This is a genomic window from Pseudomonas sp. NPDC089918, from assembly GCF_050280605.1.
In the GTDB taxonomy this organism is placed as follows: domain Bacteria; phylum Pseudomonadota; class Gammaproteobacteria; order Pseudomonadales; family Pseudomonadaceae; genus Aquipseudomonas.
The window spans coordinates 124,304-139,380 of the sequence record NZ_JBNNVP010000004.1 but is presented as its reverse complement, the minus strand read 5'-3'; the positions used below and the strand labels follow the sequence as shown (position 1 = coordinate 139,380).

Annotated in this window: 21 protein-coding genes; 11 read left to right on the top strand and 10 right to left on the bottom strand. The window is 58.4% G+C overall.

Annotation, left to right across the window (positions count from 1 at the left end; genetic code table 11):
• Positions 1-213: 213 nt before the first annotated feature.
• From ACQKPC_RS04800 to ACQKPC_RS04780, 5 genes are all read left to right on the top strand, one after another.
• A complete protein-coding gene (locus tag ACQKPC_RS04800) occupies positions 214-609 on the top strand; it encodes a FagA protein (protein WP_427623346.1) in 396 nt (131 codons plus the stop codon).
• Positions 602-1,978, top strand: coding sequence for a class II fumarate hydratase (locus tag ACQKPC_RS04795; protein ID WP_427623344.1), 1,377 nt, complete (start codon positions 602-604; stop codon positions 1,976-1,978). Before ACQKPC_RS04800 ends, ACQKPC_RS04795 begins: the two co-directional genes overlap by 8 nt.
• 27 nt (positions 1,979-2,005) lie before the next feature.
• Positions 2,006-2,446, top strand: coding sequence for a hypothetical protein (locus ACQKPC_RS04790; RefSeq protein WP_008070619.1), 441 nt, complete (start codon positions 2,006-2,008; stop codon positions 2,444-2,446).
• Position 2,447: 1 nt separating this feature from the next.
• Positions 2,448-3,059 carry a superoxide dismutase gene (locus ACQKPC_RS04785; protein ID WP_427623342.1) on the top strand — a complete coding sequence of 204 codons (612 nt, stop codon included), beginning with the start codon at positions 2,448-2,450 and terminating at the stop codon, positions 3,057-3,059.
• A 297-nt stretch (positions 3,060-3,356) separates the two neighbouring features.
• Positions 3,357-4,250: a ZIP family metal transporter gene (locus ACQKPC_RS04780; RefSeq protein ID WP_427623340.1), complete on the top strand. Its 894-nt coding sequence runs from the start codon at positions 3,357-3,359 to the stop codon at positions 4,248-4,250.
• Positions 4,251-4,354: 104 nt separating this feature from the next.
• On the opposite strand, the gene ACQKPC_RS04775 is transcribed toward ACQKPC_RS04780, so the two are convergent.
• The 10 genes from ACQKPC_RS04775 to ACQKPC_RS04730 all read right to left on the bottom strand — a co-directional run bounded on the left by ACQKPC_RS04775 (position 4,355) and on the right by ACQKPC_RS04730 (position 11,385).
• The gene (locus ACQKPC_RS04775) at positions 4,355-4,627 is read right to left on the bottom strand and encodes an HPr family phosphocarrier protein (RefSeq protein WP_063341543.1); all 273 of its coding nucleotides are present in this window, start codon (positions 4,625-4,627) and stop codon (positions 4,355-4,357) included.
• Between the two features lie 15 nt (positions 4,628-4,642).
• Entirely contained in the window at positions 4,643-5,500 is an 858-nt protein-coding gene (rapZ, locus tag ACQKPC_RS04770) for an RNase adapter RapZ (RefSeq protein WP_123498993.1), read from the bottom strand.
• 2 nt (positions 5,501-5,502) lie between these two features.
• Entirely contained in the window at positions 5,503-5,967 is a 465-nt protein-coding gene (gene ptsN, locus ACQKPC_RS04765) for a PTS IIA-like nitrogen regulatory protein PtsN (RefSeq protein ID WP_008070599.1), read from the bottom strand.
• Between the two features lie 12 nt (positions 5,968-5,979).
• The gene (gene hpf, locus ACQKPC_RS04760; protein WP_003178005.1) at positions 5,980-6,288 is read right to left on the bottom strand and encodes a ribosome hibernation-promoting factor, HPF/YfiA family; all 309 of its coding nucleotides are present in this window, start codon (positions 6,286-6,288) and stop codon (positions 5,980-5,982) included.
• Positions 6,289-6,367: 79 nt separating this feature from the next.
• Positions 6,368-7,861, bottom strand: coding sequence for an RNA polymerase factor sigma-54 (locus ACQKPC_RS04755; protein ID WP_032830276.1), 1,494 nt, complete (start codon positions 7,859-7,861; stop codon positions 6,368-6,370).
• A gap of 185 nt (positions 7,862-8,046) precedes the next feature.
• Positions 8,047-8,772, bottom strand: a complete 726-nt coding sequence (lptB, locus tag ACQKPC_RS04750; protein ID WP_008070596.1) for an LPS export ABC transporter ATP-binding protein — start codon at positions 8,770-8,772, stop codon at positions 8,047-8,049.
• The gene (gene lptA / locus ACQKPC_RS04745) at positions 8,772-9,320 is read right to left on the bottom strand and encodes a lipopolysaccharide transport periplasmic protein LptA (RefSeq protein WP_030128010.1); all 549 of its coding nucleotides are present in this window, start codon (positions 9,318-9,320) and stop codon (positions 8,772-8,774) included. The genes lptB and lptA overlap by 1 nt, the downstream gene beginning before the upstream one ends.
• A complete protein-coding gene (gene lptC / locus ACQKPC_RS04740; RefSeq protein ID WP_008070592.1) occupies positions 9,307-9,879 on the bottom strand; it encodes an LPS export ABC transporter periplasmic protein LptC in 573 nt (190 codons plus the stop codon). Before lptC ends, lptA begins: the two co-directional genes overlap by 14 nt.
• 7 nt (positions 9,880-9,886) lie before the next feature.
• A complete protein-coding gene (locus ACQKPC_RS04735; RefSeq protein ID WP_192346224.1) occupies positions 9,887-10,411 on the bottom strand; it encodes a KdsC family phosphatase in 525 nt (174 codons plus the stop codon).
• Positions 10,411-11,385 (bottom strand): KpsF/GutQ family sugar-phosphate isomerase, encoded by a 975-nt coding sequence (locus ACQKPC_RS04730; protein WP_032830275.1) that lies wholly within the window; start codon positions 11,383-11,385, stop codon positions 10,411-10,413. Before ACQKPC_RS04730 ends, ACQKPC_RS04735 begins: the two co-directional genes overlap by 1 nt.
• A gap of 277 nt (positions 11,386-11,662) precedes the next feature.
• On the opposite strand from ACQKPC_RS04730, the gene ACQKPC_RS04725 reads away from it, so the two are divergent.
• The 6 genes from ACQKPC_RS04725 to ACQKPC_RS04700 all read left to right on the top strand — a co-directional run bounded on the left by ACQKPC_RS04725 (position 11,663) and on the right by ACQKPC_RS04700 (position 15,058).
• On the top strand, positions 11,663-12,472 hold the full coding sequence (locus ACQKPC_RS04725) for an ATP-binding cassette domain-containing protein (protein WP_008070586.1): 810 nt from the start codon (positions 11,663-11,665) through the stop codon (positions 12,470-12,472).
• Entirely contained in the window at positions 12,472-13,269 is a 798-nt protein-coding gene (gene mlaE / locus ACQKPC_RS04720) for a lipid asymmetry maintenance ABC transporter permease subunit MlaE (protein WP_008070585.1), read from the top strand. The genes ACQKPC_RS04725 and mlaE overlap by 1 nt, the downstream gene beginning before the upstream one ends.
• On the top strand, positions 13,269-13,736 hold the full coding sequence (gene mlaD, locus ACQKPC_RS04715) for an outer membrane lipid asymmetry maintenance protein MlaD (RefSeq protein WP_008070583.1): 468 nt from the start codon (positions 13,269-13,271) through the stop codon (positions 13,734-13,736). The genes mlaE and mlaD overlap by 1 nt, the downstream gene beginning before the upstream one ends.
• A gap of 11 nt (positions 13,737-13,747) precedes the next feature.
• Positions 13,748-14,401, top strand: coding sequence for an MlaC/ttg2D family ABC transporter substrate-binding protein (locus ACQKPC_RS04710; RefSeq protein ID WP_427623338.1), 654 nt, complete (start codon positions 13,748-13,750; stop codon positions 14,399-14,401).
• Positions 14,398-14,703 (top strand): STAS domain-containing protein, encoded by a 306-nt coding sequence (locus ACQKPC_RS04705; protein WP_253553224.1) that lies wholly within the window; start codon positions 14,398-14,400, stop codon positions 14,701-14,703. The genes ACQKPC_RS04710 and ACQKPC_RS04705 overlap by 4 nt, the downstream gene beginning before the upstream one ends.
• Before the next feature lie 115 nt (positions 14,704-14,818).
• Positions 14,819-15,058, top strand: coding sequence for a BolA family protein (locus ACQKPC_RS04700; protein WP_007901566.1), 240 nt, complete (start codon positions 14,819-14,821; stop codon positions 15,056-15,058).
• The last annotated feature ends 19 nt before the right edge of the window (positions 15,059-15,077 follow it).

The following is a 15,077-nucleotide window of genomic DNA, read 5'->3' as shown; positions in this document are numbered from 1 at the left end:
CGTTGGGTGGCGCGCCTTTTTTATGCGCCTTGCAGTGTTCCCCTGTGGGAGCGAGCCTGCTCGCGATAGCGATGTGTCAGTCGACAAAGTTGGCGAATGTTCCGCCAATATCGCGAGCAGGCTCGCTCCCACATGATCGGTGTGGGCTGTAGACCTTGTTTTGGTTCTCATTATCATCTAATAATAAATCTCATTACCGAATGAGCCCGGATCATGAGTTCTGCCTTGCACGAGCAGCCTTACCTCGAAAGCTGGCGCTGGATGAGTCGCCAGATCCGTTGCGCCATGGACCCTGACGAGCCGCGCCTGATTGAACATTACCTGGCCGAAGGCCGGTATCTGGCGTGTTGCACGGCCACCGCTCCCTGGACCATCGCCGAAACTTCCTTCCGTTTATTGCTCGACACGGCCGCCGACGTCGCGCTGCCCTGGCACTGGCGCAGCTTGTGTCTCGACCAGGCCTGGCGGCCGTTGCGCGATCTCGAGCGGCAGTCACTCTGCAAATGCCGCCTCAAACGTTGGCAAAGCTACGCGTGGCAATTGGCGACTTGCGAGTTGCAACCTTCGATTCCTCTCATAGAACTGGTGCAAGGATCTCCTGATGAATAACACACGTATCGAACGCGACAGCATGGGCGAGTTAAATGTCCCGATTGATGCTTTGTACGGCGCGCAAACCCAACGCGCGGTGGATAACTTCCCGATCAGCGGCAAACCGATGCCCGTGCAGTTCATCCGGGCGCTGATTCTGGCCAAGGCCGCTGCCGCCCGAGCCAACGTCGAACTCAAACAGATCAGCGAATCCCAGGGCAAGGCGATCGTCGACGCCGCTCAAGGACTGCTTGAAGGCGACTTCATGCAGCACTTCCCGGTGGATATCTTCCAGACCGGTTCCGGCACCAGTTCCAACATGAACGCCAACGAAGTGATCGCCACCCTGGCCAGCCGCTTGTTGGGCGAGCCGGTCAATCCCAACGATCACGTCAATTGCGGCCAAAGCAGCAACGACATCATCCCGACCACCATCCATGTCAGCGCCGCGTTGAGCTTGCATGAGCAGTTGCTGCCGGCGCTGGTGCATCTGGTGCAGGTGATCGAGCACAAGGCCGAGCAGGTTCATCCGTTCGTCAAAACCGGGCGTACCCATTTGATGGACGCCATGCCTGTGCGCATGAGTCAGGTGCTCAATGGCTGGGCGCAACAGCTCAAGGCCAATATCGGTCACCTGCAGGATCTGCTGCCAAGCCTGCAATCCCTGGCCCAGGGCGGCACGGCGGTGGGTACCGGGATCAATGCCCATCCAGAGTTTGCGGCGCGTTTCAGCCAGCAACTCAGCCAACTGACGCAGGTGCAGTTCACGCCGGGCAAGGACCTGTTTGCGCTAATCGGCTCGCAGGACACGGCGGTCAGCGTTTCAGGGCAGCTCAAGGCCACGGCGGTTTCCTTGATGAAAATCGCCAATGACCTGCGCTGGATGAATTCCGGCCCGTTGGCCGGGCTCGGTGAAATCGAACTCGAAGCCTTGCAGCCCGGATCGTCGATCATGCCCGGCAAGGTCAATCCGGTGATCCCCGAAGCCACCGCCATGGTCGCCGCTCAGGTGATTGGCAACGACACGGTGATCACCGTCGCCGGTCAGTCGGGCAATTTCGAGCTGAACGTCATGCTGCCGATCATCGCCCAGAACCTGCTGAGCAGTATCGAGTTGCTGGCCAACGCCAGCCGTCTGCTGGGCGACAAGGCTATTGCCAGCTTCAAGGTCAACGAGGCCCGGCTCAAGGAAGCGCTGTCGCGCAATCCGATTCTGGTCACCGCACTCAACCCGATCATTGGTTACCAAAAAGCTGCTGAGATTGCCAAGAAGGCTTATCAGCAGGGCCGGCCGGTGATCGATGTCGCCCTGGAACACACCGACCTGACGCGCAGCCAACTGGAAGAATTGCTCAACCCGGAGAAGCTCACCGCAGGCGGCGTGTAATCACCGCTACCGCTTTGGAGGCTCACCATGGAGCACTGGAAACGCACGATCGAAAGAGCAAATCGCTGTTTCATGCTGGGCGAGCTGATCGATGCCCGCGAGGCCTACTTGCAGGCATTGGCCCTGGCCCAGGTGTTGTTCGAGCGCTGGGCGGATGCCGACGAAGCGGTGGCGGCTTGCGTGATTTCCCACCATAACCTGGCGGACCTGCACCTGCGTCTGAACCAGCCGGAGGAGAGCGCCGAGTACCTGTGCGCGATCCATCAACGGCTTTTGCAGACCATGCAGGACCCGCGACTGGCGCCGGCCTTGCGTGAAGCCGCGCTACGCCAGAGCAGCAAAACCTATGTCGAGCTGCTGAATTTCATCAGCGAACACGGCGAGTATCCGCGCACCCACAGATTGCTGCGCACCGACACCGCTTCGACCTCGCATCAGCCTGCGCCCTTACAACATGGAGTTCATTGAAATGGCTTTTACCTTGCCCGCCTTGCCGTACGCCTACGACGCCCTGGAGCCGCACATCGATGCGCAAACCATGGAAATCCACTACACCAAACACCACCAGACCTACATCAACAACCTCAACGCTGCAGTCGAAGGCACTGAATTTGCTGAATGGCCGGTGGAAAAACTGGTGGCGGCTGTCCAGCAATTGCCGGAAAAGCTCCGTGCTGCAGTGATCAATCAGGGCGGTGGGCATGCCAACCATTCGTTGTTCTGGGAAGTGATGGCACCCAACGGCGGAGGCCAACCTGAAGGCTCGCTGGCCAAGGCGATCGACGAACAGCTGGGTGGTCTCGACAGCTTCAAGGAGGCCTTCACCAAAGCTGCGTTGACCCGTTTTGGCAGCGGTTGGGCCTGGTTGAGTATGACGCCGCAAAAGATCTTGATCGTTGAAAGCAGCGGCAACCAGGACAGCCCGTTGATGAACGGCAATACGCCGATCCTTGGCCTGGACGTCTGGGAACATGCTTATTACCTGCGTTATCAGAACCGTCGTCCGGATTACATCAATGCGTTCTACAACGTGATCAATTGGCCTGAAGTCGCTGCGCGTTATCAGGCTGCGCTGGTTTAGGGGGCGTTCTCAACTAGTTTCCCCTCCGCGCCGGGTCTGCTGTTGTGCAGGGCAAGGCGCGAGAAGCGTGGTTTGGTCATTCCAAATAAGCTTCGAGCAACGCAGCCCTGCACAACAGCAGGCCCGGCCCTTCGGGTTGTGCCTTAAAGCGGGCCAGGCTGCGTTGCAGGCCTTGGAAAGGGAACAACCATTCCCAGCGGCCTGCGCCTTGCCTGGCCCGCTTTAAGGCGACAACGCGGAGGGGGAACTAGTTGAGAGCGCCCCCCTAAGTCTCTATAAAACAATCCAGGGCTGACTATGGGCACTGAAACACTGGCGGTCGGAAGTGGACGAATGTTTCGTTACGCACTGGGATCGCTGTTACTGCTGGCGGGTATGACGTTATTGGCTGCCCAAGGGCTGAGCTGGCTGGACCTCGAACCGAAACTGCAGCGCGCCCTGCAAGGCGGGGCGATTTGTGCCTTGGGTACGGCTTTGGGCGCGGTGCCGGTGCTGGTGATTCGGCAGATACCTCAGGCTGTCAGCGACATATTGCTCGGTTTCGGAGCCGGGGTGATGCTCGCCGCGACGGCGTTTTCGCTGATCGTGCCGGGCATTGCCGCGGCAGAAAACCTCGGGCTGACGCCTTGGGCGGCCAGCGGCCTGATCAGCTTCGGCATCCTTCTGGGCGCATTCGGGTTGTTTCTGGTGGATCGCAGGGTGTCTGGCGCTACGCCCGAAATGCTCGTGGGGACACTGAAGCGATCGGTGATTCCACCGCGGATCTGGTTGTTTGTGTTTGCCATCATCGCCCACAACATCCCCGAAGGCATGGCGGTTGGCGTTTCGGCGGGCGGTGGCATGCCTGACGCCGACAGCCTGGCCATGGGCATCGCCTTGCAGGATGTGCCGGAAGGACTGGTCATTGCGTTGGTGTTGGCCGGAGCAGGGATGTCGCGGGTCAAGGCGTTCCTGATCGGTGCTGCATCAGGGTTGGTCGAGCCGGTCTTTGCATTGTTATGCGCCTGGCTGGTGAGCCTGGCCGAACTGCTGTTGCCTTTGGGGCTGGCACTGGCGGCCGGTGCGATGTTGCTGGTGGTGACTCACGAAGTCATCCCCGAATCGCGCCGCCATGGTCACGACAAACTGGCCAGCCTTGGGCTGCTGATCGGGTTTTGTCTGATGATGGTGATGGATACAGCGTTGACTTGAAAAACAGGATCAAAAGATCGCAGCCTCGTTTCACTCGACAGCTCCTACAAGGATCGGATGCCGTAGGAGCTGTCGAGTGAAACGAGGCTGCGATCTTTTGCTGTTTATTCGCCTTCGTCGAAGAAGTTGTTGATCAGTGCCACCAATGCATCCAGCGCTTCCTGTTCCTGCTCGCCTTCGGTATTCAGGTGAATTGTGGTGCCTTTGCCAGCGGCCAGCATCATCATGGCCATGATGCTTTTGCCGTCGATCATTGATTCCGGTGTACGGCCAACCCTGATCTGGCAAGGATACTGACCCGCTACCCCAACGAATTTTGCAGACGCGCGGGCATGCAGGCCCAGCTTGTTGATGATTTCGATTTCCAGAGCAGGCATCGCGATGTGAATCCTTTAGCTGAGGTCGCGGTGGCGGACCTGGACGTTCTTCAGGGTTTTTTGCAGGACCTGACCCAGACGTTCGGTCAGGTAGACAGAGCGGTGATGCCCGCCAGTGCAGCCAATGGCAATGGTGACATAGGCGCGATTGCTGGCGGCAAAGCGGGGTAGCCACTTGAGCAAGTATGAGGAAATGTCCTGGAACATCTCTTCTACGTCCGGCTGTGCCGCCAGGTACTCGGCCACCGGTTGATCGAGCCCGGACTGTGCCCGTAGCTCCGGCTTCCAGTAAGGGTTGGGCAGGCAGCGCACGTCGAACACCAGATCGGCGTCCACCGGCATGCCACGCTTGAACCCGAAAGATTCCACCAGGAACGCAGTGCCGGGCTCCGGCTGATTCAGCAGGCGCAGCTTGATGGTATCGCGTAGCTGATACAGGTTCAGATTGGTGGTGTTGACCTTGAGGTCAGCCAGATCGGCGATAGGCCCCAGCAGATTGGTTTCATCCTGGATCGCCTCCGCCAGCGAACGATTGGCGCTGCTCAACGGGTGACGACGGCGAGTTTCCGAAAAGCGCTTGAGCAAGGTTTCTTCGTCAGCGTCCAGATACAGCACATCGCACTGGATATGCCGGCTGCGGACCTCCTCCAGCAATTCGGGGAACCGTGACAGGTGGCTTGGCAAGTTGCGTGCATCGATGGACACGGCCACCAGCGGTTGTGCCAGTTCGGTGTGAATCAGCGCGCGTTCGGCCAGTTCCGGCAGCAAGCCGGCAGGCAGGTTGTCGATGCAGTAGTAGCCGTTGTCCTCGAGCACATCGAGGGCGGTACTTTTACCTGAGCCGGAGCGGCCACTGACGATGATCAGGCGCATGATTAGTGACCGTTCTGCTCGTCCAGGACAACCTGATACAAGGCTTGGTTGCTCGGGGCGCTGCGCAGTTTTTCACGCACTTCCTTGCGATCCAGCATGCTGGCAATCTGGCGCAGCAATTCCAGGTGTGCATCGGTGGCGGCTTCCGGGACCAGCAGCACAAACAGCAGGTCAACCGGGGCACCGTCGATGGCATCGAAATCGATAGGGGCTTCCAGGTGCAGCAGCGCACTGATTGGCGAGGTGCAGCCTTTGAGCCGGCAGTGGGGGATGGCGATGCCGTTGCCGAAACCGGTAGAACCGAGTTTCTCACGGGCAATCAAGGCCTCGAAGACGTCCTGCATTTCCAGATCCGGTACTTCGCGGTGGATAAGGTTGGCAATTTGCTCGAGGGCTTTCTTTTTACTGCCACCCGGCGCGTTCACTTGGGAACGGCCGGGGGTCAGGATGGTTTCTAGTCGGATCATGGATTGGGGGTGTTAACGACCGGTCGCGCCCTGGAGGAGGCTCTGGGTCTTTTCCTTATGCTTTTTAAGTTGGCGATCCAGCTTGTCGGTCAGCAGGTCGATGGCGGCATACATGTCCGTATGCTCGGCATTGGCGACCACTTCTCCGCCGGGAATATGCAGCGTGGCTTCGATCTTCTGCAGCAGTTTTTCGACGTTCATCGTGACTTGCACATTAGTGATCTTGTCGAAATGCCTCTCTAATCGGTCGAGTTTTTCGCCGATGTAGGTGCGCAGGGGTTCGGTCACTTCCAGTTGGTGTCCACTGATGTTGACTTGCATACAGCTTCTCCTTCGTTGCCAGTGCATAAAGCGGCAGGCAGAAATGCCTGCCACTGGAACGCTGTGGCGAGCCCGGCGGCTACATCAACCGCTTCCGTTCGCTGGAAGGCGCGATCCCCAGGGATTCGCGGTACTTGGCGACGGTGCGACGGGCTACCTGAATGCCTTGTGCCTCCAGTAAACCAGCGATCTTGCTGTCACTCAACGGCTTTTTCTGATTTTCCGCGGCAACCAGTTTTTTGATGATCGCGCGGATCGCCGTGGACGAGCATTCACCGCCTTCAGAGGTACTGACGTGGCTGGAAAAAAAGTATTTCAGTTCATAGATGCCCCGTGGGGTATGCATGAATTTTTGCGTGGTCACCCGTGAAATCGTCGATTCATGCATGCCGACTGCTTCGGCAATGTCATGCAGCACCAACGGCTTCATGGCTTCGTCACCGTATTCGAGAAAGCCGCGTTGATGCTCGACGATCTGGGTGGCGACTTTCATCAGGGTTTCATTGCGGCTTTGCAGGCTCTTGATGAACCAGCGAGCTTCCTGCAACTGATTACGCATGAAGGTGTTGTCAGCGCTGGTATCGGCGCGGCGCACGAAACCGGCATATTGGGCGTTGACCCGCAGGCGTGGCACCGATTCCTGGTTCAGCTCCACCAGCCAGCGCTCGTTGTCCTTGCGCACGATCACGTCGGGAACGACGTATTCGGCTTCGGTGGACTCGATTTGTGAGCCCGGGCGTGGATTGAGGCTCTGGACCAATTCGATGACCTGGCGCAGCTCATCTTCCTTGAGCTTCATGCGGCGCATCAGCTGGCTGTAATCGCGGCTGCCGAGCAGGTCGATGTAATCGGTGACCAGGCGCTTGGCTTCGGCCAGCCAAGGGGTCTTGGCGGACAACTGGCGCAGTTGCAGTAGCAGGCATTCACCGAGGTTGCGGGCGCCGATGCCAGCGGGTTCGAATTGCTGGATGCGGTGCAGGACGGCTTCGATTTCGTCCAGTTCGATGTCCAGCTCCGGGTCGAACGCTTCGAGGATTTCCTCGAGGGTTTCGTCCAGGTAGCCCTGATTGTTGATGCAGTCGATCAAGGTCACGGCGATCAGGCGATCGGTGTCGGACATCGGTGCCAGGTTCAGTTGCCAGAGCAAATGGCTTTGCAGGCTTTCACCGACCGATGTGCGGGTGGTGAAATCCCACTCGTCGTCATCGTTGCTCGGCAGGCTGCTGGCGCTGGTCTGGTAGACATCCTCCCAGGCTGTGTCGACGGGCAATTCGTTGGGGATGCGCTCGTTCCAGTCGCCTTCCTCAAGGTTGTCCACCGTCGGGGCGGTTTCCTGGTAGGAGGGTTCCTGAATGTCGGCGTTGGGTTTCTGTTCGGCGCTATCGGCCAAGGGGTCGGCGTTATCGAAGTCGTCGCCTTCTTCCTGGCGTTCGAGCATCGGATTGGACTCCAGAGCCTCCTGGATTTCCTGTTGCAGGTCCAGGGTCGACAATTGGAGCAGGCGGATGGCCTGTTGCAGCTGCGGTGTCATCGTCAGCTGCTGGCCCATTCTCAAGACTAGCGATGGTTTCATGGCAGGGGCTTAACACCTTATTCGCCGGCGCACATGCGCCATCCACTACAGGGCGCCGAAGCGCCAAACATAAGCAAATTATATGCCCGAAACTGAAGTGTTTGCCTAGAGCGCTGTAACAATAAAAAGTTATTGATTTTTTATTGAAGCGAGCGCTCCCTCGGCGACCCGGGCACCTCAGGTGCTTACAGGCGGAACTCGTGGCCCAGATACACTTCCTTGACCAGTTCATTGGCGAGGATGGTGGCGGAGTCACCTTCAGCAATCAGTTGGCCATCGTTGACGATGTAGGCGGTTTCGCAGATATCCAGGGTCTCACGAACGTTGTGGTCCGTGATCAACACGCCAATGCCTTTAGCCTTGAGGTGATGGATGATCTGCTTGATGTCGCCCACCGAAATCGGGTCCACGCCGGCGAAGGGTTCGTCGAGGAGGATGAATTTCGGGTTTGTAGCCAGTGCCCGGGCAATTTCCACACGGCGGCGTTCACCACCGGACAGACTCATGCCGAGATTGTCGCGGATGTGATGGATGTGAAATTCCTGCAGCAGGCTTTCCAGCTCTTGGCGACGACCGGCCTGATCGAGCTCCTTACGGGTCTCGAGGATGGCCATGATGTTGTCGGCCACCGACAGTTTGCGGAAGATCGACGCTTCTTGCGGAAGATAGCCGATGCCCGCCTTCGCACGACCGTGCATCGGCTGGTGGCTGACGTCCAGGTCGTCGATCAGTACGCGGCCCTGGTCAGCCTGTACCAGGCCGACAATCATATAGAAACAGGTGGTTTTACCGGCGCCGTTAGGGCCAAGCAGGCCGACGATCTGACCGCTGTCGATGGACAGGCTGACGTCGCGCACGACCTGACGGCTCTTGTAGCTCTTGGCCAGATGCTGAGCTTTCAGAGTTGCCATTACTGGGCCTTTTGCTCGTCGGTTTTCTTCTTCGGCTGGATCACCATGTCGATGCGAGGGCGTGCCTCGGTGACCTTGTTACCCGTGGCGCGACCGGCGCTCGCAAGCTTTTTGACCGTGTCGTAGACGATTTTCTCGCCTTGGGTGACGTTGTTGTCCTTATCGATGACCTTGGCGCGATCGATCAGCACTACGCGGTTTTGCGAGGCGTGGTACTGGATAGTTACGCCGTAGCCCTGGACCGGCTTGGTATCGCCCGCCGTTTGCAGTTGCTCGAAGTAGGCGAGGTTGCCCACCGAAGTTACCACGTCGATGTCGCCGGCCGGGGTGCGGGTGATGGTCACGGTATTGCCGGTGACCTTCATCGAGCCTTGGGTGATGATTACATCGCCCTTATAGGTGGCAACGCCGTTCTTGTCGTCCAGTTGGGCATCGTCGGCCTGAATGCGGATAGGCTGCTCTTGATCGTTCGGCAGAGCCCAGGCGCTCACGCTTCCCAGTGCTGCGCCCAGACTGAGCAAAATAGGGAGGGTTTTAACGAGCCTCATACTGTCCTCTTACGTTAGATAGCAGGTGTATCCTGCTTTCTTTCAAGTACGCTTTCATTCCGTTGCCTGTCGATACACCGCCGGCGCCGTCGATTCTAACGGGTTGATCGGTCTGCGCATATTGCTGCTGCGGGAACACTGTCATACGGGTGGTGGTAATCAGGGTTTTGCGGTTTTTTTCGTCGAAACGCGTGATACGTACCGAGTCAATCAGCTCGACCTGAGTGCCGTCCGGGTTGACTTCGCCGCGCTCGCTCTGGACGTGCCAGGGGAATTCGGTGCCACGGAACATGTTCAGGTCCGGATTGGTCAGCAACGTCACCTCGCTCGCTTTGACGTGTTCGACCTTGTCCGACGTCATCTCGTATTGCAGTTTGCCGTCGGGCAGGTACTGCACGCTGTGGGCGTTGATGGCGTAATAGTCGATCGCGGTTTCATCGACCTTCACCACCGGCTTGTCGAGGAAACGCTCCGGGCTGATGTTCCAGTAGCCGACCGCTGCAAAAATCGCGGCGATGCAACCGAACACCAGGATGTTACGAATTTTCTTGCTCAGCATGATGGGCTCACAGGTACGCGGCGTTGGCCGCATCGAGGCGGCCCTGGGCGCGCAGGATCAATTCGCAGAATTCGCGAGCGGCCCCCTCGCCACCGCGGGCCTGGGTGATGCCGTGGGCGTGTTCGCGCACGAAACTGGCGGCGCTGGCCACCGCCATGCCAAGGCCTACGCGGCGAATCACCGGCAGGTCCGGCAGGTCGTCGCCCAGGTAGGCCACTTGTTCATAGCTCAGGTTTAGCTGGCCAAGAAGTTCGTCGAGCACCACCAGTTTGTCTTCGCGACCCTGGTAAAGGTGCGGAATGCCGAGGTTCTTCGCGCGCCGTTCAACCACCGGGGTCTTGCGGCCGCTGATGATAGCGGTCTGCACGCCGGCGGCCATCAACATCTTGATGCCTTGGCCGTCGAGGGTGTTGAACGTCTTGAATTCGCTACCGTCTTCGAGGAAGTACAGGCGCCCGTCGGTCAGCACACCATCGACGTCGAACACCGCCAGTTTGATCTGTTTGCCGCGTTGCAGCAGGTCCGTGCTCATTACATTACTCCCGCACGCAGCAAATCGTGCATGTTCAAGGCGCCGACCGGACGGTCTTCGCTGTCGACCACTACCAGTGCGTTGATCTTGTGGTCTTCCATGATTTTCAGGGCCTCGGCGGCGAGCATCTCGGCGCGGGCGGTCTTGCCGTGGGCGGTCATCACTTCATCAATGGTCGTGCTGTGGATATCGATGGTGCGGTCCAGCGTGCGACGCAGGTCGCCGTCGGTGAAGATCCCGGCGAGTTTTCCATCCGTACTCAGTACAACGGTCATGCCCAATCCCTTACGGGTCATTTCCATCAAGGCATCCTTGAGCAGCGTACCGCACATCACTTGCGGCAATTCGGTGCCGGCATGCATGACGTTTTCCACTTTCAGCAACAAGCGGCGGCCAAGGGCGCCGCCCGGGTGGGAAAAGGCGAAATCTTCGGCGGTAAAGCCGCGAGCTTCAAGCAAGGCAACGGCGAGAGCATCACCCATGACCAGTGCCGCGGTGGTCGACGAGGTAGGTGCCAGATTCAGCGGGCAGGCTTCGTGTTCGACGCTTACATTGAGGTTGACTTCCGCCGCCTTGGCCAGCGGCGACTCGGGGTTGCCGGTCAGGCTGATCATTTGAATGCCCTGGCGTTTGATCAGCGGCAGCAAGGTGACGATCTCGTTGGTGGAGCCGGAGTTCGACAGCGCCAGAATGATGTCATCACGGGTGATCATGCCCATGTCGCCATGGCTGGCCTCGGCCGGATGCACGAAGAACGCTGTGGTGCCGGTGCTGGCCAGGGTGGCGGCAATCTTGTTGCCGATGTGCCCCGATTTGCCCATGCCGACCACGACTACGCGGCCTTTGCTGGCCAGAATCATCTCGCACGCACGTACGAAATCCGCATTGATATGGGGTAGCAAGCCTTGTACGGCTTCCAGTTCCAAACGGATGGTGCGTTGTGCGGATTGAATCAGGTCGCTGGATTGGTTCATGTCGGAAATCGAATAGCCTGATGAAAAGGCGGCGATTATAGCGGTAATGATCAAAACCCTCACGCTAGTTCGTCGCGGTTTGTCATTCCTTGTTACCGAATCCTCTCTAAATGGATGATTTCGGGCAGTCATGTTGCTGAACATGCCCGGCTTGGGCCTTGGGCGCTTGAGCTTTGCAGTGATATAGTTCGCCGCCAGTTCGGCCTGCCCGGGGAGGTATGTGCTTTCGCCAGAAAGCCAGGCGTCCGAGTGAGAGGCTGCATCGCAAGGAGTTTAGATGAGTGCCGATAACGCCTACGCGGTCGAGCTGAAGGGACTGACCTTCAAGCGCGGTACGCGCAGCATTTTCAATAACATCGATATCCGCATCCCGCGCGGCAAGGTTACCGGCATCATGGGACCTTCCGGGTGTGGCAAGACCACGCTGTTGCGGCTGATCGGCGCACAATTGCGCCCCACCAGCGGCGAAGTCTGGGTCAATGGCCAGAACCTGCCAACACTGTCGCGCAACGATCTGTTCGATGCGCGCAAGCACATGGGTGTGCTGTTTCAGAGCGGTGCATTGTTTACCGACCTTGATGTGTTCGAGAACGTCGCTTTTCCGCTACGTGTTCATACAGCGCTGCCGGAAGAAATGATCCGCGACATTGTCCTGCTCAAATTGCAGGCTGTTGGCTTGCGTGGCGCCATCGACCTGATGCCTGACGAATTGTCCGGCGGCATGAAACGTCGCGTCGCGCTGGCCCGGGCAATTGCTCTCGATCCGCGAATCCTGATGTACGACGAGCCTTTCGTCGGCCAGGACCCGATCGCCATGGGCGTGCTGGTGCGCTTGATCCGCCTGCTCAACGATGCGCTGAACATCACCAGCATTGTGGTTTCCCACGACCTGGCCGAGACCGCGAGCATCGCCGACCACCTCATCGTGGTGGGCGACGGGCAAGTGTTGGGGCAAGGCACGCCCAAGGATCTGATGAAATCGGATGAGCCACGTATTCGTCAATTCTTGACTGGCGAACCCGACGGCCCGGTCGCATACCACTTTCCAGCGCCGGATTACCGCGCAGATCTTCTGGGGAAGCGTTGATGCGCAAGATCACACTAATAGAAAGGGTGCGCCGTTTCGGTCATGCCGGCATCGATGTGATGGCGGTGTTCGGGCGTTCGGCGTTGTTCCTGTTCCATGCCTTGCTCGGTCGTGGCGGCATCGGCGGCGGTTTCGGCTTGCTGGTCAAGCAACTGCATTCGGTGGGCGTGATGTCCCTGGTGATCATCGTGGTCTCCGGGGTGTTCATCGGCATGGTGCTGGCCCTGCAGGGGTTCAATATTCTGTCCAGCTACGGTTCGGAACAGGCCGTCGGGCAGATGGTCGCGTTGACGCTGCTGCGTGAACTGGGGCCGGTGGTCACGGCCTTGCTGTTCGCCGGGCGCGCTGGGTCGGCGCTGACCGCCGAAATCGGCAACATGAAGTCCACCGAGCAATTGTCCAGCCTGGAAATGATCGGGGTCGACCCGCTCAAGTACATCATTGCCCCGCGCCTGTGGGCCGGTTTCATTTCCTTGCCGGTGCTGACGACGATTTTCAGCGTGGTGGGTATCTGGGGCGGTTCGTGGGTGGCCGTCGACTGGCTGGGTGTCTATGAAGGCTCCTACTGGTCGAACATGCAGAACAGCGTGACGTTTGTCGACGATGTGCTCAACGGTATTATCAAAAGCATCGTTTTTGCCTTCGTCGTGACCTGGATCGCCGTATTCCAAGGCTATGACTGCGAGCCCACTTCCGAGGGGATCAGTCGTGCCACTACCAAGACCGTGGTGTATGCCTCTTTGGCTGTACTTGGCCTGGACTTTATCTTGACCGCCTTGATGTTTGGAGATTTCTGATGCAAAACCGCACCCTGGAAATCGGTGTCGGCCTTTTCTTGCTGGCTGGCATCCTGGCTTTGCTGTTGCTTGCGCTGCGGGTCAGTGGCCTGGCTCCGACGGCGAGCACCGATACTTATAAACTTTATGCGTATTTCGACAATATCGCCGGTTTGACGGTCAGAGCTAAAGTGACCATGGCCGGTGTCACCATCGGCAAAGTCACCGCAATCGATCTGGATCGCGACAGCTTCACCGGTCGGGTGACCATGCAACTGGAAAAGCGCGTAGATAATCTGCCGACTGACTCCACTGCATCTATCCTGACCGCTGGCCTGTTGGGTGAGAAATACATCGGTATCAGCGTGGGCGGGGAAGAAACCCTGCTCAAGGAAGGGGGAACCATCCACGACACGCAGTCGTCGCTGGTGCTCGAGGACCTGATCGGTAAATTCCTGCTCAATACCGTTAGCAAAGACGCCAAATGAGGAGCTTTTGAATGATCTCTATCTTGCGACGTGGCCTGTTGGTAATACTCGCGGCTTTGCCGTTGATGGCTAACGCCGTGGCGGCGCCTTCCGCGCACGATCTGGTACAGGACACCACCACCCGGTTGTTGGCGGATCTTGCCGCCAACAAAGAAAAGTACAAACAGGACCCGCAGGACTTTTATACGGCGCTGAACACCATCGTCGGGCCTGTGGTGGATGCCGAAGGCATTTCCAAGAGCATCATGACGGTCAAGTATTCACGCAAGGCCACGCCCGAGCAGATGCAGAAGTTTGTCGAGAACTTCAAAAAAGGCCTGTTCCAGTTCTATGGCAATGCTTTGCTTGAGTACGACAACCAGGGCATCGTCGTCGATCCTGCCAAGGATGAGTCAGGCGACCGTACCAGCGTTGGCATGACGGTCAAGAGTAGCAGCGGCGCGATCTATCCTGTGTCTTATACACTTGAGAAGATCAACGGCGAGTGGAAGCTGCGCAACGTGATCATCAACGGCATCAACATTGGCAAGCTGTTCCGCGATCAGTTCGCTGATGCGATGCAGCGCAATGGCAACGACCTGGACAAGACCATCAACGGTTGGGCCGGGGAAGTCGCCAAAGCCAAGGAAGTCACCGAGAAATCCGCCGAGAAGCAAACCCAATGAGTGAGTCGGTCATTCGCATGAGCGAAACCGGCGAGCTGCTGCTCAGTGGCGTGCTGGATTACCGCACAGGCCCGAACCTGCGCAAGCAGGGGCAGGCGCTGATCAAGTCCAGTAACGCGGCTGCGCTGGTGGTTGATTGCTCAGCGGTGGAGAAGTCCAGCAGCGTCGGCTTGTCGCTGTTGCTGTGCTTCATGCGCGATGCCCAGGCGGCCGGCAAGGCCCTGAGCATTCGCGCGATGCCCGACGATATGCGTGAAATCGCTCAGGTCAGCGAATTGACCGAGCTGTTGGCGCACCCCTGAACCGCATCTATAAAGAAGCCCCCCGTCAGAGTCCTGTGAATGCGGGGTTCGCAGGCGCGGGGCTTTTTTGTATGATGTCCGACCCGCGCGCACAGGGCGCCGATTGAGGTTGAGCATGCAGGCCGTAGAAGTGAAGAGCTTCCTTGAAGGAAAGCTGCCAAACACGAAGGTGGAAGTTGAAGGCGAAGGCTGCAATTTCCAGCTGAACGTGATTAGCGATGAACTGGCGGCGTTGAGCCCGGTGAAGCGTCAGCAGCAGGTCTATGCCCATTTGAACCCATGGATCACCGATGGCAGCATCCATGCGGTCACTATGAAATTTTTCAGCAGCGCGGCCTGGGCCGAGCGCACCTGAGCCCAAGGGCGTCGAGATT

Coding starts and splice junctions, on each gene's coding strand:
- ACQKPC_RS04800 (WP_427623346.1), top strand. CDS start 214: ATGAGTTCTGCCTTGCACGAGCAGCCTTACCTCGAAAGCTGGCGCTGG.
- ACQKPC_RS04795 (WP_427623344.1), top strand. CDS start 602: ATGAATAACACACGTATCGAACGCGACAGCATGGGCGAGTTAAATGTC.
- ACQKPC_RS04790 (WP_008070619.1), top strand. CDS start 2,006: ATGGAGCACTGGAAACGCACGATCGAAAGAGCAAATCGCTGTTTCATG.
- ACQKPC_RS04785 (WP_427623342.1), top strand. CDS start 2,448: ATGGCTTTTACCTTGCCCGCCTTGCCGTACGCCTACGACGCCCTGGAG.
- ACQKPC_RS04780 (WP_427623340.1), top strand. CDS start 3,357: ATGGGCACTGAAACACTGGCGGTCGGAAGTGGACGAATGTTTCGTTAC.
- ACQKPC_RS04775 (WP_063341543.1), bottom strand. CDS start 4,627: ATGCCTGCTCTGGAAATCGAAATCATCAACAAGCTGGGCCTGCATGCC.
- rapZ (WP_123498993.1), bottom strand. CDS start 5,500: ATGCGCCTGATCATCGTCAGTGGCCGCTCCGGCTCAGGTAAAAGTACC.
- ptsN (WP_008070599.1), bottom strand. CDS start 5,967: ATGATCCGACTAGAAACCATCCTGACCCCCGGCCGTTCCCAAGTGAAC.
- hpf (WP_003178005.1), bottom strand. CDS start 6,288: ATGCAAGTCAACATCAGTGGACACCAACTGGAAGTGACCGAACCCCTG.
- ACQKPC_RS04755 (WP_032830276.1), bottom strand. CDS start 7,861: ATGAAACCATCGCTAGTCTTGAGAATGGGCCAGCAGCTGACGATGACA.
- lptB (WP_008070596.1), bottom strand. CDS start 8,772: ATGGCAACTCTGAAAGCTCAGCATCTGGCCAAGAGCTACAAGAGCCGT.
- lptA (WP_030128010.1), bottom strand. CDS start 9,320: ATGAGGCTCGTTAAAACCCTCCCTATTTTGCTCAGTCTGGGCGCAGCA.
- lptC (WP_008070592.1), bottom strand. CDS start 9,879: ATGCTGAGCAAGAAAATTCGTAACATCCTGGTGTTCGGTTGCATCGCC.
- ACQKPC_RS04735 (WP_192346224.1), bottom strand. CDS start 10,411: ATGAGCACGGACCTGCTGCAACGCGGCAAACAGATCAAACTGGCGGTG.
- ACQKPC_RS04730 (WP_032830275.1), bottom strand. CDS start 11,385: ATGAACCAATCCAGCGACCTGATTCAATCCGCACAACGCACCATCCGT.
- ACQKPC_RS04725 (WP_008070586.1), top strand. CDS start 11,663: ATGAGTGCCGATAACGCCTACGCGGTCGAGCTGAAGGGACTGACCTTC.
- mlaE (WP_008070585.1), top strand. CDS start 12,472: ATGCGCAAGATCACACTAATAGAAAGGGTGCGCCGTTTCGGTCATGCC.
- mlaD (WP_008070583.1), top strand. CDS start 13,269: ATGCAAAACCGCACCCTGGAAATCGGTGTCGGCCTTTTCTTGCTGGCT.
- ACQKPC_RS04710 (WP_427623338.1), top strand. CDS start 13,748: ATGATCTCTATCTTGCGACGTGGCCTGTTGGTAATACTCGCGGCTTTG.
- ACQKPC_RS04705 (WP_253553224.1), top strand. CDS start 14,398: ATGAGTGAGTCGGTCATTCGCATGAGCGAAACCGGCGAGCTGCTGCTC.
- ACQKPC_RS04700 (WP_007901566.1), top strand. CDS start 14,819: ATGCAGGCCGTAGAAGTGAAGAGCTTCCTTGAAGGAAAGCTGCCAAAC.